Source organism: Cytobacillus sp. Bva_UNVM-123 (genome assembly GCF_046351715.2).
Classification (GTDB): Bacteria; Bacillota; Bacilli; order Bacillales; family Cytobacillaceae; genus Cytobacillus.
Genome location: NZ_CM177772.1, coordinates 1,116,998 through 1,142,768, shown reverse-complemented (window position 1 = coordinate 1,142,768; position 25,771 = coordinate 1,116,998). Strand labels below are relative to the sequence as shown.

Genomic DNA, 25,771 nt, shown 5'->3' with positions numbered 1-25,771 from the left:
TTTTGTTCTTCCTTTTCCTTTCAAAATAAGCTATTGCTGATTTTCAAGTCTTTTCATTTCGTTTTCTAATAGATACAAAGATTCTTCAATCATCTCATCTCTTTTTTTCCCTTGTTCATCTGTTTGAAAGATTATCGGCTTGCCAAATTCAACAACTGATTTTTCCCCTTTAAAAAGCTGTGAGAAATTAGTTGGTCCTTTAAAAACTGCTGGAATTAAAGGAACATTCGCCTTTAAGGCAATCGTTACAGCTCCTCGTTTTAATGGAATATCTTCACTTGTTCTAGTGCCACTGGGGAAAATCCCCACACATTTATTTTCTTTTAATAATTTAAGAGGTATTTTTAATGTACTTGGACCTGGGTTTTCCCGATTGACTGGAAATGCTTTAATGGATTGAAAAAAGCGATTTTTCCATTTCCCCTCGAATAATTCTTTTTTTGCCATATAATGAACAGGGATCGGATACATCGCAATGGCGAGCATGATGACATCCACCCAGCCTTTATGGGAGCATGTGACGACATATCGCTGTTCAGAAGGCAGATTTTCTTTCCCTTTTACTTTCAATAAATTAAATAGCTTAATAATAACGAACAAAATATTACAAAATATATGATATAACATACGAATCCCCCACCATATCAATTTAGTCCATTTTTCTATACCTCCATTTTAAATTAATTCCGGAAAAAATGGAACCTTATTTTAATATCTGGTACTAATACTAAGTGTTAAACAAAAAACTAAAAAGCCTGCTTGGGCATTCATTACCCTAAACAAGCTTTTTTAATAATTATTCAATAACAATTGCACAATGATTAATACTCTATATCCTCGAAATCTTTAGGCTGTGGAACCGGTTGTTTGTTTTCTGGATTTGAAAAATCACTGATAAGCTGCCGCTCATTTTGCTTGTCCTTTTCCTCATGTAAGCCTTCATTTTGATTCCGCTGTTTTCTCATCCTTATCATCCTTTCAGATTGAAAATTCATATATTATTTAAAGGATGAACCATTTCAATAGAAAACATGCAAATACTGCAATAATGCGAAGGAATCAAAAAGGAAAAGCGCTTCTGGCCTCTGAAATATATTGTTACACATTTTCAACACTACTACCTTTATGTAATTTTTTTAACACAACATATTTATAGTTCAATAAACAAACAATAATCGCGGTTAACGATGATACTACGAGCAATGAGAAAATGATAAAAATTTGATACTTCACAGATCCAAATGGATCCGCCCCCGCCAATATCATTCCTGTCATCGTACCTGGTATTTGAATAAGTCCAACCGTCTTTAACATATCAACTGTCGGGATCATGGCAATCTTTATTGCTTTCTTTTTTAGTAGCTCTTCTTCCATCTTCAAATCATTTTTCATCGCTTCCAACACAACAGCACCTGCGATCATCCCATTACCGATAAACATACCACATACTGGAATTAAATATTGTGCTTCTAACGGAACAATTCCAAAAGTGAGCCAAACACTTATACACATGATCACCGTAATTGTCATTCCCACCAAAAGAATGATAAATGACTTTTTTCGATCTATTCCTCGCTTTGACGCATTTATCGACGCAATAATGAGCATAAGAAAAATATAGCTGAAAACAACGAATATATTCTCCAATGAAAATAAGACCGAAATAAATAAACCAAGTAATAATAATTGGACAAATCCCCGGATAGAAGAAAATAATATGTCCTTTCCCATTCCAAGCTTCTGATTCATCGAAATAAGAATGGGTATAAAAACAAATAAGAGTATGACAAACAAAGCTAGATTACTAATCTCCTGCATAATTAAAACCTCCTTGTTTTATTTTACAAGAAATTAGCAGAAGTTTTGGGGTTATTCTTGAATTTATTGAGAATAATTATCGTTTTCAAATATAAAACGCAAAAATGACGTTTCAAGCATGAAAGCTGCAATGGCTAAATCCCCATTGCAGCTTCCTTCTATATTATTCAAGAACATCCCGCTTCATTTCTACTCTCTTTTTCGAGAAAATCAGGACTAACGGGAAAATAATGATGATGCTGTACAAAATGATAAACTCCCATTGTGAGTGTGAAATAGAAAATGCTTCATTTGGCAATGCCTGCTTCATTATTAAATAATAAGCAACGACGAAAAGTGGAAGAAGGATGCCAATAATGGAAATATAGTTTTTGCATATGCTTGATACAAAAATAGCAAGCAACCCCATTGATAATGTTAGTACATAAGTTAAGAGGATGGTCATCATAATAAGCTGAAAAAAGCTGAGATCATACCAATATGCCTCCCCCATAAATGAGTTAATGCCACTTTCAAGAAACATGCCGATCTGATTTGTTGAGTACAGGCTGTAGTAAACAATCGCCAAAACCGTTGTAAGCAAGAATGCAGAGAGCATTCCAGCTATGAGCTTTTTCCTAAATAAGCCTCTGCCAATCTTTGATGAGTACTGCAAGCCAATCATATTATTCTTATAATCTCTTATAAAAATTGGAGAAATCATAAAGAGTACACTGACTAAAATTGTAATCGCAATAGATTTGCTAATCGTTCGGAAGTTGTATTCTACCGGATAGGAAGGGAAAATAGCCTTAACTGTTCCAGAATTGATAATTTCTTGAATCCTTTGCTCCTGTTTCTCATTAAGCTTACCCTCAAAGAATGAATAACCATAACGTTCGTTTACATGCTCCATATCCTCAATAATACGTTCTCTCTCAGGAATCTCCCAAAATAAATCAACACCTTCATCAAATATTACCCTTGAGGCTACTTCATCAATAGCAGAATCTGTATCTCTCATTTCTTGAAATTGTTGATAGCTGCTAATTCCTAGCTTCCTAAAATCTTGATCAGATTGAATGTATTCATCTGCCTTCGCCATTTCCCTCGCCAGAACGGCCTTAAAGTCTTCAAACTCAGCCTCATCTAATTCATGTCCATATTTCTCAACCATTTCAATTCCAATGTAATACATATCTGTAGCTGGTCTTCCGTTCGGAAAAACTGTAATATCAAAATCAATGAAAATATAATACATTAGGCCGTTTATTGCGACTAAAAGCAATAACATGACTGGATGAAAAATTTTCTTCATTTCCTGTAAAACGATATGCAAAGCTCACAGCTCCTTCAATCTCAAATTATCCTCTATTAAGCTAAATCACTTTTTCTGAAGCTTTTTGCACAATACATGACACCTAGAAGTAATACGAGCAACCAAATCGTGATTGTGATTATTTCGAAGTAAGCAGTAAATGTGAGCGCTCTTTGCATAAACCAAATAAATGAATTTAATACAAGGTTTATCGGAGTGAAATAGCCGAACAAAAACAAAATATTACTAGTGGAAAACAGTGCTTGATTTACAAAGATGACACCAAACATACAAAGAAAAGTAAAAAATACGAGATAACTATTACGGATCCACCTTGTCATAATGACGGTCATGAACGTAAAGATAACAATTAATAAATAAGCAAGTAAAACAGCTGCAGCCAAATACTCGGCAAACGATAAATTCCACCATGACATAAACCATTCTTTTCCTGCATTGAATAAACTGCTGATTGGAACATGCCAAAACTCTCGATAGGAAAACACAGTAAAATAACCTACTAAACTAATCGTCCATATCATTGTCCAATTAAGAATATTTGTGATTAACACAGCGAATAGCTTATCTACCCAAAGTGTTCTCCCTCTTTTCGAGCTGTACGAAAGTAAATAGGTTCCTCGCTCAAACTCATAATTCATAACATAGGCAGTGACTAGAACAGTCAAGATTACACTTTCGATTAGCATTGCTTTAAACAATGTTTTAAACAAAAGGAGATGTGTATCAAATACAGCCTGGGCTGGAAAGAGTTGCTTGTACTCCTTATTTTGCAACACTTCTTCATATCGATCCGTAAACTTACCATAATGACTTCTAATGAACTCTGCTGCTTTTCCATCAATTCCATACATCCAAATTTCCTTCTCGGCGATTTTAATCGGATCGTATGCCAAAAAATCCTCATCGATCTTTTGACTAGTAAAATAGTAAAATTCGAGCAAAGCGGTTTCATTAAAAAACTGTATTTCTTTTTCAGAAAATTTTTCGGGAAGATAGAAGGAGCCGTCTGTAAAAAACTCATTCATATTTTGATAAGACTTTGCTAGTACGGTAGTTGTCCCCTCATTTACCTTTTTCATCTTCGCTTCGTAATCATTTTTCATTTTTTCCAGCATTTCTTGATCAATTTCCGTTCCGTATTTAGCAGCAATTTCGTTTACATCGCGTAAATCATTTTGAATATAAGCATTTTCATAAATAAGAAAGGAATTGAAACCGATGAAGATGATAGTAAGCGCTATGATAATAGGAGATAGAAATGCTTTCCTTATTTCATACAGCAAAATCCTCATCATTCTTGTCCTACTTTTTCATCTTGATATTGATAAAGAAAGACATCTTCTAAAGCGGATTTCACTTGCTTCCATTTTGGGTCATCCATTTCGTCTGCAATAAAGCGAATATTCATTCTTCCATCTTCCTGTCTTTCAGAAAGGGATAAATACTTTTTACGAAATGGTTGAACATGTTCAAACTTCATTTCTGTTTCAAAAACCTTGCCTTCAAGCTGCTGGCAAATGGCTGAAATGCTATCTTTATAAAGCACCTGTTTATTCTTAATCATAATGATTTCATTCGCAATTGATTCAACATCTGAAACGATATGTGTGGATAAAATAACAATGCGGTCTCTTGCTAAATCAGATAGTAAATTTCTGAAACGCACACGTTCTTTCGGATCTAGTCCAGCTGTCGGCTCATCAAGAATAAGTATTTTTGGGTCATTAAGCATTGCCTGAGCAATACCAACTCGTTGGATCATCCCACCTGAAAATTTCCCCATTTTCTTTTTTATCGCATCCTCTAAAGCAACGAGCTTTAAAAGCTCAGGGATTCTTTCTTTTGCCTTTTGCTTAGATATCCCTTTCAACGCAGCTAAGTATTGTAAATATTGGTAGGGATTGTAGTTTTTATAGTAGCCAAATTGTTGAGGTAAATAGCCGATCAAATCCCGGTAACTTTCTCCCATCGTCATAATATTTTTACCTTCATATAAAATTTCGCCTTTTGTCGGATAGAGCAATGTTGTTAACATTTTAATTAAGGTTGTTTTCCCCGCACCGTTTGGAGCGAGTAACCCATAGACACCATTTGAGAATTCCAGCTGAATATTATTTAATACGGAAAAGTCTCCAAATTTCTTACTAACTCCATTCACTGTTAGCATATTCGTTTACTCCCCTTCTTTTATTTTGAATCATGAACTCTTTTAATTTTTTCACATATAGATAAGCTGATAGGCAAATAATGATTCCATACAAATACCACGGGACAGAAACAAGCATCTGATGATAAATAGATGAATCAAGAATGTGGAGTGCAGCATTAATCGCCACCCAGCCTAACAGCGCAGCAGCCTTTACTGCAAATGTTTTTAACACGGACAGCACATATAGAAACAGTAGAGAGAAAAGCAGCAGTGATGTTGTCGAAATCATAAAAGCTTGCACAAAATAGACAGAAGAAAACTTCAGTGCCAATGTGAACACCCATATCGTATTCAAGAGGAAACAAAACACACTAAATGCAAGCATGCGAAATGCCGCGATTTGATAGATGTTGTATTTACATGACATTTCAACTTCAAATGTCCCGTTTAGCTTACTTGTTATAAAAGAAAATAAGGAAAGAACAAAGTAAAGAAGCGGTGAAATAACCATAATAATGCTGTATAAACTTGTATAGTCATCAATAGTTTCTTGACCATTCATCGTAATCATATACATGATGATTGCCATCAAACATATAGCAGCCACAATCTCTTTATAATCTCTCAGAATGAAACGAATTCCGATCTGCTTGTACATATTTTTTAAAAGAGCAGAAAATGATTCTCTTTTTATCAACCCTTTTGCCACAATTACTTTTATTTCTTGTTCAATAATGTCATCACTCGGAAATTGAGTTTGGCTTTTTTCATGCATAATCATTAACCTCCTCTACCTCTTTCCTTATTAGCTTTAAACTACGATAATATTTCGTTTTTACGGTCGATTCAGGAATCTGTAATGACACAGCAATTTCTTGGAACGTATAATCCCCAAACAGCTTTAAACGCAATACTTGCTGATGAGATGTTTCCAATCCGTTTACTACTTCCATGACTGCTGCAAATTCTTCCTTTTGCAAAAGCATTTTCGTAAAATCCTTATTCTCTCCTATTTCCCTATCATCAAGTTCATCTGAAAGAATACGAAATTTGTAAGACCGAGAACGAAAATAATCAACAACCTTATAAGTCGCTATTTTATAAAGCCACGTCCGAAAACTCGCTCTCTTTCCTTCGAATTGATGTAATCCTTGAAGCATATTAATGAAAATTTCTTGTGCTAAATCGAGTGACTGCTCTTCGTCAAGAGTTTGTTTATAAACATAATGATAAATTTCTCGGTAATAGTAGGACACGAGCTCATTTGCAGCCGCTTCACTTCCTTTTTTCTTTATTTGTTTAATCAGCCTTAAGTCTCGGTCCATTATTCACCACTCATTTCCAGTCATCAAATCTGTTTTTATAAGCTTATATTTATATATTCGTTTATTTTCGATAAATAGTTTTGATTTATTGAGAAAAATTTTTACTTAAGGTGAATTATCCGTATTCCTAAGAAAAATACAAATTAAAACATAATAGACAAAACAAGTGATAACGGTTATCTTTATCACTCAATAGCTAAAAATTGACATATTTATGAAGTAGCAGGAAAAACGTTGATATAACTGCTTTTCAAAATCCCCTTTCATAAAAACTCCTTTTTTTTAAACCACTTGTTCATAAGTACGCCATATCTTTTTTACATGAATGTGAACTTTATCACATGCTTATTTCACACTTCCTTCGTAAATGGTACATTTTAAGTGTAGTAATTATCTTATTTTTTATTTTGAAAGGATGGGGTTTTATGTTTAACAAATTATTGCGTGAAAACAACATTGTCGCTGGAATTTTAACTGTTATTCGTATTTATTTAGGTTGGCATTGGCTTACAGCAGGTTGGGGGAAAATCACAGGTGGATTTGACGCAGGTGGATTTTTAGCAGGTGCAGTTGCAAACCCTGTTGCAAAAGGAGAAGCATTAGTATATCCGACATATGTTAAGTTTTTAGAATCTTTTGCTGTACCTAACGCTGAAGTATTCAACTTTCTTATTCCTTGGGGAGAATTCTTAGTAGGACTTGGTTTAATTCTAGGATGTTTAACAACTTACGCAGCTTTCTTCGCAATGGTTATGAACTTCTCTTTCTTATTTGCAGGTACAGTATCTAGTAACCCATTTGATATTATGCTAGCAATCTTCATCGCTGTTTCTGGTTATAATGCTGGTAAATTCGGTCTTGACCGCTATGTAACACCTTATTTAAGAAAATTATTCAATAAAGGAAAAGATAAAGGCCAAATTGTTTCAGCATAGATAGACAGATAAAATGAACCTTATGTAAAGAGGGGTGTTCCAAAAGTATAACTTTTAGGAGCCCCTCTTTTTTTTGTATGTTCCTATTTTTACTCTTAATCAAAAACTAAATTTGTTATAGTAACATGCAAATATGAAGTTTAATATGAGAAAAACAGCATTAACAATGCATTTTTTTCTTTTCAGTTTAACTTGCTTTTTCCTCGATACTTGCTTCATCCTTCCCTTTCGATAAAAACCATCCTCCTAAAGCAAGGAGAATCAGAACAGCATAGAACGTCATTTTCCATGCAGGCGATTCTGCAAAGCCTGTTGGTAAAATAGATAAAGCCTCATGAGATAATGTGTAAACTAATAATTTTACGCCGACCCAGCCAACGATAAGAAATGCAGCAACCTCTAGGCCAGGCTTTTTGTGTAATAATCGAACGAAAAAGTTAGCTGCAAAGCGCATAATGATTAATCCGATAAAGCCTCCAGCAAAAATCACAAGAAATTTTCCTCCATCAAGCCCGCCAATTTTCGGTAAGCCTGAGCTCGGCAATGCCATCGCTAAGGCAACTGCAGCTAGAATCGAATCGACCGCAAATGCGATATCAGCCATTTCCACTTTGAAAACAGTCATCCAGAAGCCTGATTTTTTCTTCTCTTCTTGTTGTTTTGCTGCATCTTCTCCCTTTTTCACCAATACTTTTCTAAAAATATGATTAAAGGCGATAAACAAAAGATAAAGAGCACCTATTGCTTGCACTTGCCAAATATCTACAAGGTATGAAATCGCAAACAAGGAGCCAAAACGGAAAATAAAGGCGCCAGCAAGACCATAAAACAAGGCTTTTCTACGTTCCTTTTCAGGAAGATGCTTGACCATAATTGCTAAAACGAGTGCATTATCTGCTGCTAAAAGTCCTTCTAATCCAACTAAGAGTAATAATACCCAGCCATATTCTAATAAAATTGAAAGTTCCATATCGTGTTATCCTCCATTCGTTTCATTGCCGTTTTAGTCTAACCTTCCATTGCTTGCCTTTATGCTCCGCCTAAGAACATCCCCTCCTTAAATTCAAAAAGACCTTTACCACTTGTTGGTAAAGGTCTAAAAAACAAATAAAGACCTCTACCTTCTTAGGTAAAGGTCTTGCTAACAACGTTATGTTGCCAACAAAGCCGAGAGATTGCACTCCGAAATGACGACTTTGTTGTTAAAGCTACTCCCCTTTAGGAGAACTATTCAACTATTTATATTTATATCATAATCGATAGCCCTAATCATTGTCAAAAGAAATTTTCTTTATTTTGCTTTAAGTATTCTGTCATCAATCCGCTTCTCAATTTTTTTTAACTGCGCACTATCCTGCATTATTTCTTCTTTATTTTTCTTAATTAAAGCGGATAACGTTAATCTTCTTCTCTTCATTGATAACCTCTCCCTTTGCTCTTTATTTTTCAAAAACCATATTCAACTATTCAAACACGATGGTCTTATTTCCATGAACAATTACTCTGTCTTCGATATGCCATGCAACCGCATCAGCAAGAACCATTCGTTCAATATGCTTACCAGCTGTCTTCAAATCATCAGCCGTATAGCGATGATTTACCCGCTGGACATCCTGTTGAATAATCGGTCCTTCATCAAGATCATTCGTTACGTAATGAGCTGTCGCCCCAATAAGCTTAACCCCTCTGTTAAATGCTCTTACATATGGATTAGCACCTACAAACGCTGGTAAAAAAGAGTGGTGAATGTTAATAATCTGATTTGGATAATGAGAAATAAAGTTAGGCGAAAGAATTTGCATATATCTGGCCAGCACGATAAAATCCACTTTTCCATCCAGTAATTCCAACACCTTTTTCTCAGCATCATGCTTCGTTTCATGTGTCAACGGAATATGAAAAAATGGGAGTCCATAGCTCTCCACTTCATCACTTAAATTTGCGTGATTGCTAATGACCACTGGAATATCTACAAGCAGCTCCTTCGATTTCCAGCGCCAGATAAGCTCTAACAAACAGTGATCCATTTTGGAAACAAAAATGGCCATTCTTTTTCTTTTCTCTGTACTGCTGAGCTGCCAATCCATCGCATGCTCATTCGCCAAAACTTGAAAATCTTGTTCAAGATTTTCAGAAGCGTGCTCAAATTCAATGCGCATAAAAAACCTTCCAGCATGAGGATCTGTCGTATGTTGATCAAAGCGGACAATATTCGCCTGATGTTCTAGTAAGAAGTTTGATACAGCTGAAATAATCCCTAGTTTTTCCGGACATGAAATTAATAAGACTGCTCTGCTTGATTGATTGTTAGTAGACATTGTCATCTCTCCGATCATGTTGTATGTTTTGCAAGGAAGAGTCTATTAAGCATGAATCGCATTCCCATCGACAGCTAAAGCTGCCTCCCCAATCGCTTCAGCTAATGTAGGATGTGGATGTATCGTTGATGCAATATCCTGCGCTGTTACACTTAAAACTTTTGCAAGTCCAGCTTCCGTAATCATGTTTGTCACATGAGGGCCAACCATATGTGCTCCAACAAGCTTATTCGTTTCCTCTTCTACAACTAGCTTCACAAAACCATCTGGTTCTCCCATAACAAGCGCCTTTCCAATTGCACGGAATGAAAATTTACCAGTCTTAACCTTTAGTCCTTGAACCTTTGCCTCATCTTCTGTCAGCCCAATACTAGCTACCTCTGGACTGCTGTAAATACATTTCGACACAAGTGTTGGATCTAGTGGAGTTGGGCTGTTTCCAGCAATATGCTCAATCGCAATCACTCCTTCATGTGAAGCAACATGAGCTAACTGCAAACCTCCAATGACATCACCAATTGCATATATGTTAGGCTCAGCAGTTTGATAATATTCATTTGTAACAATAAAACCACGATGTACATTGACAGTCGTATTCTCAAGACTAATGCCTTCAATATTTGGTGAGCGCCCAACAGATACTAATAGTTTGTCAGCTGAGAATTCTTTTTCTACTCCACGATGTTCAGCCTTAATTGACACTTGTTCCCCTTTTTCTAATGTTTCTGGAAGAACTTTAGCGCCCGTAACCATTTTTACCCCTTTTTTCTTCAATAAACGCTGTAATTCCTTTGAAATCTCTTTGTCCTCAGTTGGAATAATTTGCTCTGCATATTCAATGACCGTTACTTCTAAACCGAAATCTGCAAGCATAGACGCCCATTCAATTCCTATGACACCTCCACCGACGATAATCATTGATTTTGGCAGCTCCTCCATTTGCAGTGCCTCATCTGAAGTCATGACATATTTCCCATCTACTTCTAGTCTAGGAAGTGTCCTTGGTCTTGAACCTGTTGCAATGATAATATTTTTTGGATTGAGAATAACTTCATTCTCTCCATCATTTAACTGAACGGAGACATTCCTCGATTCTAAAATCCTGCCTTTTCCTTCATAAACATCAATTTTTCCTTTTTTCAATAAATGTTGGATTCCTCTAAATAAACGATCCGTTATTTCTTCTTTTCGAGCCTGAACTTTTGAAAAGTCAATACCTACTTCTGGTACGATGACTCCAAATACATCCGCTTTTTTTGTTGACGCATATACTTCGGCACTACGTAATAATGCTTTGCTCGGAATACACCCTGTATGAAGACACGTCCCACCTAGCTTCCCCTTTTCTACAACAGCCACTGACAATCCTAATTGGGATCCGCGAATAGCTGCAACATAACCACCTGTTCCCCCACCAATAATGACAACATCGTATTCTTTACCCAACTTCTTCTCCCCTTTGACTTTGATTCGCTCACTCTTATTTGCTATTTGCATCCCCTTTTCGCAAAATATCCAATTTTATATGTAAAAACCTTCACAAATTCTCGTATGTAATCATGATAAAGCTGTAGGCTATCATTTTTTCCACACAAAAAAGGACAGAAAGGGATCGCTAAATAATTACCCTTCTCTGTCCTTTTACCTGAGAGTTTACCCATATTTGATGTGGGAGCCCCTTTGGTGACGTGTAATTTAACACGCGCTCTCCAGAGATGCGTCCTTTTGTGGTTCTGTCTACCTGAGAGATTAGTCCCAAGGGTCTCTTTTTGGAACTTGCTCCTTCGGTGGCTGTTACACTTGCTCTCTCCCACAAAAGTCATCCGCCAATATAATTTTCACTAAATTTAGAATAATACTATAATTAATTAAAGTCAAGTAAAATAGCAGGAGCTAAGAAGGTTTTACTTTCATTTGAATCGTATAGCCTTTCCATCCCCTCACCCTACTTATATGAAGAATAGACTACTATTGCATATAGTTGTCCATTCCTAGAAATTGATGCTGAAACATACACATTCTAATAGCGTTATGATATTCACCATCCACAAAAAACTCATCAATTAATTCACCTTCGAAATGAAATCCAAGTTTTTGATAAATATGGATGGCTTTTTCATTATTTTTATCTACAATTAAATACAATTTATATAGATTTAATATGGAGAAAGCATAGTTCATTGCTAAACGAGTAGCATACTTTGCATAGCCATGTCCTTGATGCCTCGGATCAATAATAATTTGGAATTCTGCCCTCCGATGAATATAATCAATCTCCACTAATTCAACGAGCCCGACCATCTCACCAGTTTTCTCCACGATGAAACGCCGTTCTCCTTGATCATGTATATGCTTATCATATAGATCCTGCAATTCAACAAAGGCCTCATAAGGTTCCTCAAACCAATACGACATAATATTTGCGTTAATGTTGAGTTTATGGACAAACTGCAAATCTTCTCTTTCCAACGGTCTTAGCTTTACTACCTCACTCAATATGTTCAATCCTCCGAGTCATTCGCTAAATTTAATCTTTCTATTTATTATCGTGACAGAAGCTTATTTTATTCGAAAAATTGAAAAGTGAAGAACGATGTATGTATTGACGTGATTCTAAATATATATTAATATATTATCTTTGAGCGATTGCTCAACGTGGTTCGTAACCATCCCACGATAAAAAACTAAGGAGCGAATTAAATATGAAAATAAGAACACTTGTCGCCAATGGCATTTTGGCAGCATTATATATTGCTGTCACCATGTTAATCCAGCCATTTGGGTTTACGAATATCCAATTCAGGGTATCGGAAATGTTCAACCACCTCGTCGTATTTAATAAAAAATATATTTACGGCATGGTGTTAGGTGTATTTTTAGCAAATCTATTATTTTCGCCAATGCCTGCTTATGACATTATTTTTGGTGTCGGCCAAACGATTATTTCTTTACTCATCACGATTGTTTGTTGTCGCTTTATCAAAAATATTTGGCTGGGGATGGCTGTTAACACTATCGTCTTCACTTTTACGATGTTCCTTATTGCTCTTGAGCTATATCTTGTATTTGAATGGCCGTTCATGCTTACTTGGCTTACAACTGCAATTGGGGAATTTGTTGTAATGGGTGTTGGAATACCTGTCATGTATGCTTTAAATAAGCGAGTGAACTTTGATAAATTAATTGAAAAAGCTTAATTTGCTGCACATTAGAAAAACTTGGCATTCTGAGGGTACTTTCGAAGAAGGCTTAGTTTTTCTTATGCGGTGTTATTAGCAGTAATTTATTTGACTGTAATTTTACTTTAGTACGTTAATAAACTTAAACTTTCCTACTAGCTAAAAAGAGTTGGGACAACTTAAAGTCCCAACTCTTTTTTTTACTTTAATCATTACTGTTGTCCGCTGGTGACGGACAAAATAGGTGGTTTTGTCCACGAGCGGTGCCTGGCACCGGTTTAGACGGTGATAGGGGCGAAGAATTCATTGTAGAGTGCTTGAACTGCTCGTTTTTCGTCAATTTCCTTTACGCCAAACATCATGCTTACTTCTGAAGAACCTTGGTTAATCATTTCAATATTGACGCCTGCATTTGCTAATGCTTTAGACGCTCTCGCTGTTGTACCAATGTTGTGGCGCATCCCTTCTCCTACAACCATAATAAGTGCAATCCCACGATCGATGAGAACTTCATCCGTATGCAGCTCTGTTTCAATTCGCTGTTTAATTTCTTTTTCCATTTCAGAATCAAGCTGGTTTTCCCTTAATATGATTGAAATATCATCAATTCCTGAAGGCGTATGTTCATAGCTTAGTCCGAAGCCTTCTAATATTTCCAAGAGCTTGCGACCAAAGCCGATCTCTCGATTCATTAAGTATTTACTCACATAAATACTGCAAAAACCAGCTCCACTGGCAATTCCACTCACAGGGCCATTCATATGATCTCGTTCATTTACAATTCTTGTACCAGATGCAGTTGGATTATTCGTATTTTTAATGTGAACTGGAATTCCTGCCCTAAATGCTGGAACAAGTGCTTCATCATGCAGAACGGTGAACCCTGCATAGGAAAGCTCCCGCATTTCTCGATAGCTTAATTCTTTAATTTCTTTCGGATGATTGACGATAAACGGATTGACGGAATATACAGCATCTACATCTGTAAAGTTCTCATACAAGTCCGCTTTCACTCCATTTGCAAGTATAGAGCCTGTAATATCTGAGCCACTGCGGGAAAAGGTGAAAACATCTCCATCCTTACTATATCCGAAAAAACCAGGGAAAATGGTAAGGCCTGGTCGTTCGCGAAGCAAAAAAAGCTTATCATACGACTCTGGCAATACTTGTGCATTTCCAGGCTCGGCACTTACGAAAAGCCCAGCCTCCTTTGGATTCACATAATATGCCTCAACCCCACGCTTCCGAAAATAGGCTGCTACTAGCTTCGCATGATTATCTTCTCCAGCTGCTTTCATCGCATCCATAAAACGTTCAGGCTTACTTTTGTCTCTACTCAGCCTTTCTAATAGGTCCTGTTGGATCTCATTAATAATCGTTGGTGAGAGTGCTAATTCATCTGCAATCGCAGTATATCTTTCAAGAATTGACTGGAGCCTCTCTTCTGGATTTAGATTTAATAAACTCAGCTCCGTACACTCAATTAATAAATCTGTTACTTTTCTATCCTCAGCAAATCTTTTTCCAGGTGCCGAAACAACAATAATTTTCCGTTTAGGATCGGAAACAACAATCTGAAATACTTTCTCAATTTGTTGTCCAGAAGCTAGTGAGGACCCCCCAAACTTAACGACCTTCATTCACACATCTCCTTATATGATAAGCACAAACACCCTGTTTTGTTTCATAACAGCCTAACCCTACTTCCATAACGGACTAGAGGGAACAAGATGCATGTGCTAGACGTTATCTAATTTCAAAAATATAAAGTGAAACTTCATTCAGTGGTGGTTTCCTTCATCCCCCCACTGAATGTTAGTTGAACAAATCACGCTCAAAGCGCCACGTCCTGTGGCTTTCGCCTGACTAGGACATCCTGTCCGTCGTCGGGCTTTTACGGGCTGTTAGATCTCCCACTTAGAATATTAATTTTTCCTCAAATTCTTGAAGTGGGAGTCTTACTGCCGGTTAATCTGCGATAAAGTTAATTTTACTCTTATTCAGAAAATAATCAAGAGTTTTTCCTTCATATGAGAACAATTGTCTTTATGCTGTGGACATAACGTATTGGAAGAGTACCTTCGTTTTACATAAACTAGTTAAATTCATATAATAATTACCTTGCCAATAAGCCAAAAAAAAGAAGCCTATTCAGTTAAGAATACGCTTCTCCTTATTTCTCTGTCTCCGTTTCGTGTAAATATTCATGTAAATCATCTTGAATGCTTTCTTCAGCAAGTGGTACATTCGATCGGTAGGCCGCTCTATTTAAGAGATGAGCCACAACTGGAGATGTGAGGAAAACAAAGAAAATACCCAATAGCAAACGGATACTGAAGTACCCATCTGTCAGTAAAAAGTAGAGAAAGGTTCCAAATAATATACAGAGTACACCTAGATTAGCACTTTTTGAGACAGCATGGGCACGAGTATATACGTCAGGCAAGCGTATTAATCCTACTGCACTCAGAAAGCTGAATACGATACCGAGGAAAATTAAAGCAGCGACAAGCCATTCAATGTACACGTTTTCGTTCAATAACGACACCTCTTTCAATAAACCTTGCAAAACCAATTGTTCCAACAAAGGATAAAATCCCGATTAAAAGAATAATGTCAAGAAAGGCATGTGTCCTCATCACAATGGACAGAATCGCAACGCCTGCAAGCAAATTTACGCCGATATTATCTAAAGCCATCACTCGATCTGGCAAAGAAGGACCCTTCCATACACGATAGAGGGCTGTTAGGATGGAAATCACTAAGAAAAACAGACAAACTGATAGAAACAGATCGAACATTATCGTGTTACCTCCTTTATCGCTTTCTCAAAATTAACTTTTGACTGCATAACAGCATCGATGGATTCTGGAAGATTCAAGCCATGAATATAAAACACTTTTTTGTTTGGCGTTACTTCAACGACAACTGAACCTGGAGTCAATGTTAACAGTAATGCAAGCAATGTTACTTCAAGGTCGCTTTCCAATTCCGTTTCTAGCTTAAAAATGCCAGGCGTTACAGTAATTTTTGGTTTAATCACTTGTCCTATCACATAAATACTTGAACTAATCGACTCGCGAAGAAAAACTAAAAACAAATTAATAATTGAAAACACTGTTTTTAAATAAAACGATGTTGGAAAAAAACGTCTCAAGCTAAAGACGACGAGTATGCCAACAAAATAACCTCCAATAAAGGATAAAATGCTCCAATCATCTTGTAGAAACATCCATAGAAGTGCGATAAAAAGGTTCGTTAGCACTTGAATTGGCATTGTAACCCTCCTTGTATACTATCGGATTGGATTCCTTCCTAAAACCGCCTCAATGTAAAATTCGGGATTCATTAAACCTTCGGCAGCAAGGCGAACATACAACTGAATTCCTTCTGCCCCAACCCCTAGTGCTACTGTTAACGCAGTTAGGCAACCGATCGGGAACATTAATCCTCTTGTAGTCCCTTTTTCCATCTCCCTGCTTAAATTTGTTTCACCCCAAAACACATTCATAAATATTTTCATAATGGAATACAGCACCATTAAACTTGTTATTAAACCAATAGCACCTAACCAGTAGTAGTCCGCTTCAAAGGTTCCCCTCGTAATGAATACTTTTCCTAAAAACCCGCTAAGCGGCGGAATTCCTGCGAGAGAAAGTGCAGCAATGAAGAACATCCAGCCTAAATACGGATGATTTCGAATTAAGCCACTCATTTCATTCAGCTTGCTCGTACCCGTTAAACAGATGATCGTTCCTCCTAACAGAAAAATCAGCGCTTTAATAAAAATATCATGGATTAAATAGAAAAGAGCTCCTGTCACACCTATTAACGTAAATGAGGCTAAGCCTGCAATAATAAACCCTACTCCGACCACTACATTATAGGTGAGGATTTTTTTGATATCGCCGTAGGCGACTGCTCCAAATGCGCCTAACACCATTGTCAAGGCACCTAAAATGCCGATAAACAAATGCGTAATTTGTGGTTCATGATAGAACACTAGTGTAAACATCCTAAAGATTGAGTAAATTCCTACCTTCGTTAATAAAGCAGCAAATATCGCTGCAACCGCAGTAGGAGGAGCACTATACGCGCCTGGAAGCCAAAAGAATAGAAATAATGCCGCTTTCATGCTAAACACAATTAAAAACAGCAGCGCAACAGTCGTCATCAGACCATCTTGGCCAATTTCGGCAATTCTTAATGAAAGATGCGCTAAATTTAAAGTACCGGTCATCGCATATAAATAAGCGACTGCTACTAAAAATAAAAACGAGGAAACAACATTAATTAAAATATATTTAATAGATTCTTTAAGCTGAATCTTCGTACCGCCAAGTGAAATTAAGACGTAAGAAGAAATTAACATCACTTCATAACAAACAAATAAATTAAATAAATCCCCTGTCAAAAACGAACCTGCCACCCCTGATATTAAAAACAAAAACATCGGGTAGAAATAATGTTCTTCCCTTTCCTTGCCAATCGACTGAAAGGCAAACACCAATGTGAATAAGGCAACAATGCTTGTGCTTACAAGGAGAAGTGCAGAAAACATATCTGCCACAATGCTAATTCCAAATGGAGCACTCCATCCACCGACATGCAAAGTTTGAATGCCGTTTTCTTTAATTTCACCCATTAAAAATGCAGATACAATCCCCATTGCTAATAGAGCAAGTATGCTGCTTATTTTCTGAAAGCGGATATTTTTCCGGAAAATAACCATGATCAATCCCGCAATGATCGGAATGATGATTGGCAGTATTACGATATTATTCATCATCCATTCCCCTCAATTTATCCATATCATCAGTCCCTAACGTTTTATAAGTTCGATAGCTAAGCACTAAAAATAGTGCTGTAACTCCAAAGTTAATGACAATAGCTGTTAAAATTAATGCTTGAGGAAGTGAATCGGTAAATGTTGTAAATCTTTCCCCTAGCAAAGGGGGCCCTCCTGTTTTCAATCCCCCCATTGTTAAAATAAGCAAATGAACACCGTGGCTAATAATAGACGTTCCTAAAATAATGCGCAGTAAGCTTTTCGATAAAATTAAGTAAGTCCCGATTGTAAAAAACAACCCAACGAGAATAGAAATAATTGTTTCCATTATGATCCATCCTCACTTATCGTTAAAATAATTGTCATTGCCGTTCCGATAACCGCAAATGCAACTCCAACATCAAAAATGACTGCCGTAGCAAGCTCTGTATGGCCAAATATCGGAAGGTTTATTTCGCCAAATGTATGACTTAAAAATGGTGCCTTAAAAATAAATGAACCGATCCCTGTCAGCATGGCAAGCAAAACACCAATTGCTGCAAGTTTCTTAAAATCAATCACAATGTTTTCGCGCACCGTTTCTATATCAAAAGCAAGAAAGAGAAGAACAAGTGCTGAAGCAATGCTAAGTCCACCGACAAACCCTCCACCTGGATTATGATGACCTCCAAAGAATAGGTAGATGGAGAAGGTTAAGATAATAACGACAGCGGCTTTTGTCACCGTATGCAAAATTACATCATTTGGCTTCATTCTTTGTCCCTCCCTACGAGCTGAAGTTTAATGAGCGTAAATACACCTAAGCCAGAAATACATAAAACGAGAATCTCTAGCATTGTATCCATTCCACGAAAATCAACAAGGATTGAATTGACAATGTTTTTTGCACCTGTAAGCGTATATGAATCTTCAAAGTAACTAGAAATAGTCGTAAAGAAACGATTATTGTTTACGGCTAAAGCGATTGTCGTAACAAGCACTCCAACCCCTATAGAAATAATTAAGTTCGTTGCTTTAAAACGTAATCTGCTTACTTCCTTGCGCAACTCTGGCAAATGATAAAAGCATAGTAAAAATAAGGCGACCGTTACTGTTTCAACGACTAGCTGTGTAAGAGCTAAATCAGGGGCGCGAAAAATGACAAACAGCAATGAAACAAGATAACCAAGCGCACCAACAGCAATGATGGCAGTAATTCTCGATTTAGCAAAAAGTACAATAAAGGCGGCAATAATCATGCACGTAATAATTCCCGCTTCGTAAATGGTAATGGGGGCATCATTTATGAAATTGAAACTCATTCCATTGAACAACCAAAGTGAACCGCCGAGAACAATGATCATGAACGCAAATATATAAGCTAAATAATCGCGGATAAAGTTTGTCATATAACGGTTTGTGACGTTTTGTGCAAGCACTTCCATCCATTCAATTAATGAATTGTACAAATGGTTAAGCGTCCATTTTTTCGGAAAGAACAGATAAATGGAAGACCATTTTTTCAAAAATACGTACAGAATGCCACCGATTCCGACAACACCTATTGTCATAAAAATTTCCATATTCCAGCCATGCCAAGGGGTGATATTTATATCCATGCTGCTTCCTCCATCAGGAAGACTTGGCAAAATCGCTAGTAACGCTGGTTTTAAGAAATTTTGTGACACAACATTAGGGAAGAAGAAGATGACGATAACAAGAACGGCTAAAATGATCGGCGGTATGAGCATTCCAATCGGTGCCTCATGTACATTTTTATCTAGTTTTTCTGGATGAGGCTTTCCCGTAAACGTTTTAAAAACAAGAATCATACAATAGACAAATGTGAACACACTGGCAATCCAAGCTACTATTGGGAAAAGCAAGCCAATCGTCTTGATCTCAAACACCGGCTGCTCCATTACAGTTAATACACTAGTAAAAAACATTTCCTTGCTCAAAAATCCATTAAACGGTGGGAGGCCTGCCATCGCAAAGCTTCCAATAATCGTCAAAGTAAAGGATACTGGCATTAAACTCATTAATCCGCCTAATCTCCGAATATCACGTGTACCTGCTTCATGGTCAATAATCCCGATCACCATGAACAAGCTTCCCTTAAAGGTTGAATGGTTAATTAAATGAAATATTGCAGCAATGATGGCAAATGCATAGACAGTCGATTCATCACCTTGCCCAAAATACATGGAAGCTGATCCTAACCCGAGAAGGCTCATGATTAATCCTAATTGACTGACCGTCGAATAAGCCAATAATGCCTTTAAGTCCTTCTGGTTGACCGCCATTACAGAACCGTATATTAACGTTGTTAACCCTACACCAGAAACAATCCAAAACCATTCAGGACTGCCCCCAAAAATCGGTGTAAATCGGGCAACTAAATAGATTCCGGCTTTTACCATCGTGGCAGAATGTAAGTAAGCACTAATCGGAGTCGGCGCCTCCATTGCATCTGGCAGCCAAATACTAAATGGAAATTGAGCCGATTTTGTGAAAGCTCCTAATAATAGTAATATCATTGCTGGAAGGAATAAGGGACTTTCAGCTATCATTGTCATGTTGCTCACCATTTCACGAACACTATAAGTATCCGTTATCATCGCAAGCATGATCAGCCCTGCTAACATCGCAAGTCCACCAGCGATCGTAATAAGCATTGATTTCTGTGCACCATAACGGGAATTTTTCCGTTGATACCAATAGGCAATTAATAAAAATGAGGAGATACTAGTCAATTCCCAAAACACATACAAAACGAGGATATTATCAGAGAAAACAAGTCCAAGCATTGCGCCCATAAAGATGAGAATATACACATAGAAATTATGCAATGCTTCTCTTTCTTTAGACATATAATAAATGGAATATAAGATGACAAGGGTTCCGATTCCGCTAATGAGCAGACCAAAAATAAGTGCTAACCCGTCAATATAAACGGTGTAGTTTATTCCTAAAGAAGGCATCCATGGAAAAACTGAGAGGACAGTATTTCCATCTGAAATAGGTTGGACATACTGCAGTAAATAAAGAAATATAATGAATGGAATAATGATAACGAACCAGCCGGTGTGGATTCGTGGCGTGAATAATTTGTAAATAAATGGTACAATGAAAGCAAATAAAAATGGGACAAATATCATGAGATGTATTAAAGACACAATCAAACCTCCTCAAACGAAAAGCGCAAACGCCTTGACTAGTGATATGCATAGGGCATGCTAACAGGAAGGTTACTCTCAACCGTCTTGACAGAATGACTTACACGAAAGACCTGCTAGGCGCTGTTGCTAAACATCGATTTATAAAAATGATACTTCCTGCGATAAAAAAGCCAGATCCTTATTGACTGTAGATGGTGCATGAGCTATAGTCATACATAGTTTAACCGCAAATATGCTAAGTTGTATTTGGATTTAGAACAAATCCCGTATTACGCATCTAACCTAGAGGTGAATGGAAAATGAAAAAAGTTAAAGGACGTATGGACGAAGGCATCCTCGTCTGCGTGTATTATGGACCAAATGGTGAACGACTGATTCAGCGTGGCTGTAGATTAGCGAGTATGCTTGATTGCCCGCTTTACATTTTGACCATTGATCCTATCCCCTTTGATGAATTGGATGCAGAGAAATCAGACTATATTACGAGATGGAAGCAATTAGCTGAACAGCATAGTGCAGAAGCATTTATTTTAATGGATAATGAGAAGCGACCTGTCGCGAAAGTAATCGCTGAAATCGCACGAGAAAAGCATATTACACAAATCATTCTTGGACAGACAGCCCAAAGCCGCTGGGAACAACTAACGAAGGGATCGATTATTAACTCTCTCCTTCGTGAAATTCCTTTTGTCGATCTGCACATTATCTCCGTTTCCCGCTCACTTCGAGATCAAGAAGGCCATTTTGAAAAAGGCGTTCGTGCCTACCTTATTTCAGAAGGCGAACATTACCGATTAAGTTTCAATCATACGAAACACATTAAATATGAAGGCATTTTCTTTAAAGACCAAGGCACTGATTTTAATAATGGAGTCTTTAAATTTATGAAAGATAACGAAACAATCCAAGTTCATGTTCGTGAGGACATCGTCAAAAATCTTCAAAATGTCCGCATGACTGAGCCGCTTGATAATGATAATGAGTAATTTTTTACGATCACTTCCATCCGAACCGTTGCGAATGGAAGTGTTTTTTTATCATTTGAATTTATTTATACTTCGCTTACCAAGGCGCCTGCGCTTTTCTTATTTACAAATTCACATCAACTTTAATAAGCTGAGCTTCGTCTTTGTCAATTCCAATATAACGTAATGTTTCTGCATGGGTTTGGTGATTATAAATCGACATAATGATGGAAATCGCTATCCCCTTACGAAAAGCATGGTATCCAAATGTTTTTCTAAGTGTATGCGTTCCGATTTTTCCGGTAATCCCCACATCTTTCGCAGCCTGATTGATTATTCGGTAAGCTTGCTGGCGAGTAATCGGCAAATCGTTCTTTTTCGATTTAAAAAGATATTCATCCGCTTTATACTCGCGACTATTTAAAAAACTATTTAATACTATTTTAACTTGATTATTAATATAATGGGCTTTCTGCTCTTCATTTTTTGCGTCACAAATATAGAGAAATTCCTTTATATTGTCCCCATCCCAAATATCTTTAACCTTCAGTGAAAGTAAATCATGCACCCTTATTCCCGTATTAATACCTAAAACAAAAAACAGGAGGTCTCTTAATGATTGCTTCCGTAAATTATGTTTAATGGCATTAATCTTGTCGATATCCTTAATTGGATTGACATACTCCACCGTGCTTCCTCCTACACTAAAAGCCGAGACACCTTGCTTTAGCCCTTACAACATAAGAAAACCCTGCTTAAAGATGATTCTTTATCTTTCATGGTGGATTTGCTTATGACATCGAGGGGCTAGATGTCGAGGCAAAATAAAAATCTAATGTTACTTAATATAAACTTATCAAAAACTATGTAACATTACAATTATTAATTACTGAAAAAAATAAAAAATATGAATGAAGTAAAACTAGACAAGTCTCTAACGATTAAAATTTAAACAATCAGGCTTGTTCAATGAATCCGACTACAATTTTTTTTCAACAAAAAAAAGAAGGTGAATTATCACCTTCCTAACGATACTGCTTAACCTCTTTGCCTGCTTTCGTCATCCATTCAAACTGGAGAAGCTTTACCTGGAATAAAGTAAGTGGATCACGATATGACTCTGGGTTGACTCTCATTTCCTGTAATTCTTCTTTACTTAATTTAATTTCTTGATTTGTTGCGTCAATCGTTTCTTGCAAAATGGACAATGGATTTTGAAAAAAGATGTTAATATCTCGATCTAATGCCTTCTCGAATAAAACATATGGCTGAAGAAACTCATCAGCTAATCTAGCAGCCACTTCACTATAATCTTCGCTCTCTATATACTGTTTATATTTCTTATGAAGCAAAGCCTTATTTTGTTGAAGCGCCCCAAATATTTTTCCAGCACTTTTTAGTAAAAATTGTGAAGGCGTAAAACGCAAAAGAATATTCATCTTATCGACATGAATGTTTCCTCTCGTCAATCGATCCGCATCACGTTTCCAATCATCGAGTACTTTAAAATCACATTCCAACATTAACTTCTCTTCTTCATACAAATCATTAAGGCCACCACTCAACTCGCTTAAGAAATATTGAGCTTGCTCAAATTCTCCCTTTGCTTCTTCAATCCAATTTTGGAAGCTGCGATGGAAACGGAGCATTGCCGAATCATTCATATAGGATTGAACCCTTTTATTCATTTCATCATTTAATTGAAGATGCACTTTTCCAAAGTCACTATCTTCATTTACAAATGCTGAACAATCGTGGAGTAATTTCGGAATTTCTTCATTAATGACTTCTCTCATTTCATTCTTAATCTCAGAAAAACTTCTTTTAATCAATCGAACCTTTTCTTCTTCAAGGTCAATAACTTGATTTGTCGCACCTGTTAGCTTTACGACCATATCTTCATTCCGTTTAATTGAATCGACCATCCCATTTTCAATTTCTACTCGTCTTTCCAGTAGGAATTTAATTGTTTTTCGTATATATTGTAATACTTTAGAAGTCCGTTCTTCTTCCAAATTACGATTACCCTTCATATATTTAGTCATTTCCTGCAACTGTCCGAGCTGACCTGAATAGGCAAATACTTTCGCTTTTGGAAAATAAGTATTCACTCTAGAAGCAGCCAAATCATATAGTTCTTGCTCACTATCTTGGACATTTATTAGAAAATGAATAGGCAGTCCTGGTGCTTGTTCTCGGATTTTCACGACGATATCAAGCTCCCTCTCAGAAAAAAGCTCCTCACGATCTAGAACAAATAACAAGCTATCAGCAAGAGGCAAATATTGCAGCACCCCGTTTTTAAATTTATTACGCCCTGTAATTATCGGCGTATCAATGAGTGCAAGACCGTTTTCCTTTAGAAAGGAGAGTCGATTTTGGTAATAGACAATCGCTTCTAATGTAGTGTCAATATTTGTTAAAGCCGAAATTTCTTTTATTCCTTCATCTGTTACTTCGCGCAATTCCATCTCATCATGATTTTTATAAAGAATGGAAGTCGTGACGGAATCATTCATATTGCTTTCACCGACTAATGAACGAATAACCGCCTTTTTGCCATTGCCTCCTGCGCCTGTTATTAATAAATGGTGCTGACAAGTATCTAGCAGCTCGCTTACTATCCATTCAAAGCGCTTCCCTAATTCAACACCATTCTTCTTTGCCCATTCGCTAATGAGTGTAAAAAGATGGTAGCCATCTGTTAAGCCCTGATCATAACGAGCTGAACTTCTAATTATACTTTCCGCTTCATTGACGATCTCAGGATCTAGATTTGACATAAAAATTTCATACCAAGCCAATGTAGATGTAGCAGCAATTAATGCATCTGTCTTGCTTGCAACCTTCATCCAGTTCGTTATATGGTTCGGAATAAGATGGCTTATTTCCTTAATTAAATTCTTACCATTTATCAACTCAAAATATGTATCTTTGTAAAGAGTCGATAATTGCTGCCACGAATAAGTTCTGCTTCTCTCTAAATGCATTAAAATATAATTTATTTCCTTAAGCCAAGCGAAATAACTTTCTTCCACTTTGTAGCTATTCCATAATGCAGCCGTTAAACTTTCGAAGCTTGCATAATCAATTCTATATAAAGAAACTAAAGTTTGATTAAATACATTTGGCTCCATCCTTTTTGTATACCCTTGCTCAACATATGTTTGAAGGATGTTAAACCAGGATAGCTCTTCAGTACGAACTGCTTCATTAATAGCAAGTTCAATTGCATTATCCCAATCATGATGTTTTTCAAAATAGGCACGTGCCAGCACTGTTACATCCGGGTAATCTGGATTTAAGTCTACTGCCCTTTTAATCGCAACCACTGCTTCTTCATGTTTGCCTTGTTCAATATAAAGAGAAAATAGCTGGAGCAAAACTTCAGTTTGCAGCATAGCCGAGTCTGTTTGGACTGTTTTATAAATTTCCTCTGCTGTTGAATGCAATTGCAGTTCAAAGTACGCATCTGCTATATTTTTCTTCGCCCATGCATCAAGTTCATTGTTAATGTTTTCCCACTTAAAAATGGCAGCCTCATAATCATGATTATGAAAATAAACCTCACCTTGTGAGAAGCGAATATACGATAAATCTGATACCTCTTTTTGCATCTCGGCCATATACAAGTTCCCGAGGAGCTTGATTGGATGCTGTTCATTTCCTTCTATCATTGATTCATAATACAATTTCTGATTTAATTGATGTTCTTTTTCCATTTCATTTTCCCCCCGTTCTAACTTGTTTTCAGATTTCACTTTTTCCTTCGCTTTCTACCCTTATTTTAACAAATCATTCTTCATTTGATTTT

General features: G+C 36.7%; 26 protein-coding genes and 2 riboswitches. Of the genes, 3 read left to right on the top strand and 23 right to left on the bottom strand.

The features are described 5' to 3' along the window. Positions 1-30: 30 nt before the first annotated feature. The 8 genes from KDN24_RS05515 to KDN24_RS05480 all read right to left on the bottom strand — a co-directional run bounded on the left by KDN24_RS05515 (position 31) and on the right by KDN24_RS05480 (position 6,610). A complete protein-coding gene (locus KDN24_RS05515) occupies positions 31-627 on the bottom strand; it encodes a lysophospholipid acyltransferase family protein (protein ID WP_409971351.1) in 597 nt (198 codons plus the stop codon). Between the two features lie 194 nt (positions 628-821). After that, positions 822-965: a hypothetical protein gene (locus KDN24_RS05510; RefSeq protein WP_409971350.1), complete on the bottom strand. Its 144-nt coding sequence runs from the start codon at positions 963-965 to the stop codon at positions 822-824. A 133-nt stretch (positions 966-1,098) separates the two neighbouring features. Continuing rightward, positions 1,099-1,818, bottom strand: coding sequence for an ABC transporter permease (locus KDN24_RS05505; protein ID WP_409971349.1), 720 nt, complete (start codon positions 1,816-1,818; stop codon positions 1,099-1,101). Between the two features lie 163 nt (positions 1,819-1,981). Next, positions 1,982-3,136 (bottom strand): hypothetical protein, encoded by a 1,155-nt coding sequence (locus KDN24_RS05500; protein WP_409971348.1) that lies wholly within the window; start codon positions 3,134-3,136, stop codon positions 1,982-1,984. Between the two features lie 35 nt (positions 3,137-3,171). Beyond that, positions 3,172-4,431: a hypothetical protein gene (locus KDN24_RS05495; RefSeq protein WP_409971347.1), complete on the bottom strand. Its 1,260-nt coding sequence runs from the start codon at positions 4,429-4,431 to the stop codon at positions 3,172-3,174. Beyond that, positions 4,428-5,303: an ABC transporter ATP-binding protein gene (locus tag KDN24_RS05490; protein ID WP_409971346.1), complete on the bottom strand. Its 876-nt coding sequence runs from the start codon at positions 5,301-5,303 to the stop codon at positions 4,428-4,430. Before KDN24_RS05490 ends, KDN24_RS05495 begins: the two co-directional genes overlap by 4 nt. After that, positions 5,281-6,060, bottom strand: coding sequence for a hypothetical protein (locus KDN24_RS05485; RefSeq protein WP_409971345.1), 780 nt, complete (start codon positions 6,058-6,060; stop codon positions 5,281-5,283). Before KDN24_RS05485 ends, KDN24_RS05490 begins: the two co-directional genes overlap by 23 nt. After that, positions 6,053-6,610 (bottom strand): RNA polymerase sigma factor, encoded by a 558-nt coding sequence (locus tag KDN24_RS05480; protein WP_409971344.1) that lies wholly within the window; start codon positions 6,608-6,610, stop codon positions 6,053-6,055. Before KDN24_RS05480 ends, KDN24_RS05485 begins: the two co-directional genes overlap by 8 nt. Positions 6,611-7,035: 425 nt before the next feature. Here KDN24_RS05480 and KDN24_RS05475 point away from each other — a divergent pair, with 425 nt between their 5' ends. Further along, a complete protein-coding gene (locus KDN24_RS05475; RefSeq protein ID WP_409971343.1) occupies positions 7,036-7,545 on the top strand; it encodes a DoxX family protein in 510 nt (169 codons plus the stop codon). Between the two features lie 187 nt (positions 7,546-7,732). On the opposite strand, the gene KDN24_RS05470 is transcribed toward KDN24_RS05475, so the two are convergent. The 5 genes from KDN24_RS05470 to speG all read right to left on the bottom strand — a co-directional run bounded on the left by KDN24_RS05470 (position 7,733) and on the right by speG (position 12,359). Beyond that, complete coding sequence (locus tag KDN24_RS05470) at positions 7,733-8,515, bottom strand: MeeY/MeeF family manganese export membrane protein (RefSeq protein WP_409971342.1); 783 nt, start codon at positions 8,513-8,515, stop codon at positions 7,733-7,735. 321 nt (positions 8,516-8,836) lie between these two features. Next, positions 8,837-8,962, bottom strand: a complete 126-nt coding sequence (locus KDN24_RS05465) for an FbpB family small basic protein (protein ID WP_409971341.1) — start codon at positions 8,960-8,962, stop codon at positions 8,837-8,839. Between the two features lie 46 nt (positions 8,963-9,008). After that, on the bottom strand, positions 9,009-9,863 hold the full coding sequence (purU, locus tag KDN24_RS05460; protein ID WP_491348334.1) for a formyltetrahydrofolate deformylase: 855 nt from the start codon (positions 9,861-9,863) through the stop codon (positions 9,009-9,011). A gap of 45 nt (positions 9,864-9,908) precedes the next feature. Beyond that, on the bottom strand, positions 9,909-11,309 hold the full coding sequence (lpdA, locus tag KDN24_RS05455) for a dihydrolipoyl dehydrogenase (RefSeq protein ID WP_409971340.1): 1,401 nt from the start codon (positions 11,307-11,309) through the stop codon (positions 9,909-9,911). A gap of 272 nt (positions 11,310-11,581) precedes the next feature. Next, positions 11,582-11,686, bottom strand: a riboswitch (glycine riboswitch). A 145-nt stretch (positions 11,687-11,831) separates the two neighbouring features. Further along, positions 11,832-12,359, bottom strand: a complete 528-nt coding sequence (gene speG / locus KDN24_RS05450) for a spermidine N1-acetyltransferase (protein WP_409971339.1) — start codon at positions 12,357-12,359, stop codon at positions 11,832-11,834. 153 nt (positions 12,360-12,512) lie between these two features. Then, positions 12,513-12,557: riboswitch (PreQ1 riboswitch) on the top strand. A gap of 8 nt (positions 12,558-12,565) precedes the next feature. Between speG and KDN24_RS05445 the strand changes: the two genes are divergently transcribed. Continuing rightward, positions 12,566-13,060, top strand: a complete 495-nt coding sequence (locus KDN24_RS05445; protein WP_409971338.1) for a QueT transporter family protein — start codon at positions 12,566-12,568, stop codon at positions 13,058-13,060. 260 nt (positions 13,061-13,320) lie between these two features. Here the strand turns inward: KDN24_RS05445 and KDN24_RS05440 are convergent, their stop codons facing one another. The 8 genes from KDN24_RS05440 to KDN24_RS05405 all read right to left on the bottom strand — a co-directional run bounded on the left by KDN24_RS05440 (position 13,321) and on the right by KDN24_RS05405 (position 20,989). Then, positions 13,321-14,682, bottom strand: coding sequence for an aspartate kinase (locus KDN24_RS05440; RefSeq protein ID WP_409971337.1), 1,362 nt, complete (start codon positions 14,680-14,682; stop codon positions 13,321-13,323). A gap of 533 nt (positions 14,683-15,215) precedes the next feature. Continuing rightward, positions 15,216-15,581 (bottom strand): monovalent cation/H(+) antiporter subunit G, encoded by a 366-nt coding sequence (mnhG, locus tag KDN24_RS05435; RefSeq protein ID WP_409971336.1) that lies wholly within the window; start codon positions 15,579-15,581, stop codon positions 15,216-15,218. Further along, a complete protein-coding gene (locus KDN24_RS05430; RefSeq protein WP_409971335.1) occupies positions 15,559-15,843 on the bottom strand; it encodes a Na(+)/H(+) antiporter subunit F1 in 285 nt (94 codons plus the stop codon). The genes mnhG and KDN24_RS05430 overlap by 23 nt, the downstream gene beginning before the upstream one ends. Continuing rightward, complete coding sequence (locus tag KDN24_RS05425; protein WP_409971334.1) at positions 15,843-16,319, bottom strand: Na+/H+ antiporter subunit E; 477 nt, start codon at positions 16,317-16,319, stop codon at positions 15,843-15,845. The genes KDN24_RS05430 and KDN24_RS05425 overlap by 1 nt, the downstream gene beginning before the upstream one ends. An 18-nt stretch (positions 16,320-16,337) precedes the next feature. Further along, the gene (locus tag KDN24_RS05420; protein ID WP_409971333.1) at positions 16,338-17,828 is read right to left on the bottom strand and encodes a Na+/H+ antiporter subunit D; all 1,491 of its coding nucleotides are present in this window, start codon (positions 17,826-17,828) and stop codon (positions 16,338-16,340) included. Beyond that, positions 17,821-18,159: a Na(+)/H(+) antiporter subunit C gene (locus KDN24_RS05415; RefSeq protein ID WP_409971332.1), complete on the bottom strand. Its 339-nt coding sequence runs from the start codon at positions 18,157-18,159 to the stop codon at positions 17,821-17,823. The genes KDN24_RS05420 and KDN24_RS05415 overlap by 8 nt, the downstream gene beginning before the upstream one ends. Further along, positions 18,159-18,584 carry a Na(+)/H(+) antiporter subunit B gene (locus KDN24_RS05410; RefSeq protein WP_409971331.1) on the bottom strand — a complete coding sequence of 142 codons (426 nt, stop codon included), beginning with the start codon at positions 18,582-18,584 and terminating at the stop codon, positions 18,159-18,161. Before KDN24_RS05410 ends, KDN24_RS05415 begins: the two co-directional genes overlap by 1 nt. Further along, the gene (locus KDN24_RS05405) at positions 18,581-20,989 is read right to left on the bottom strand and encodes a Na+/H+ antiporter subunit A (RefSeq protein ID WP_409971330.1); all 2,409 of its coding nucleotides are present in this window, start codon (positions 20,987-20,989) and stop codon (positions 18,581-18,583) included. The genes KDN24_RS05410 and KDN24_RS05405 overlap by 4 nt, the downstream gene beginning before the upstream one ends. Positions 20,990-21,291: 302 nt before the next feature. On the opposite strand from KDN24_RS05405, the gene KDN24_RS05400 reads away from it, so the two are divergent. Further along, entirely contained in the window at positions 21,292-21,978 is a 687-nt protein-coding gene (locus tag KDN24_RS05400) for a universal stress protein (protein ID WP_409971329.1), read from the top strand. 103 nt (positions 21,979-22,081) lie between these two features. Here the strand turns inward: KDN24_RS05400 and KDN24_RS05395 are convergent, their stop codons facing one another. Together KDN24_RS05395 and KDN24_RS05390 are read right to left on the bottom strand one after the other, a co-directional pair. Further along, entirely contained in the window at positions 22,082-22,645 is a 564-nt protein-coding gene (locus KDN24_RS05395) for a tyrosine-type recombinase/integrase (RefSeq protein ID WP_409971328.1), read from the bottom strand. Positions 22,646-22,982: 337 nt separating this feature from the next. Beyond that, complete coding sequence (locus KDN24_RS05390; RefSeq protein WP_491348333.1) at positions 22,983-25,679, bottom strand: GTP-binding protein; 2,697 nt, start codon at positions 25,677-25,679, stop codon at positions 22,983-22,985. Positions 25,680-25,771 lie beyond the last annotated feature (92 nt).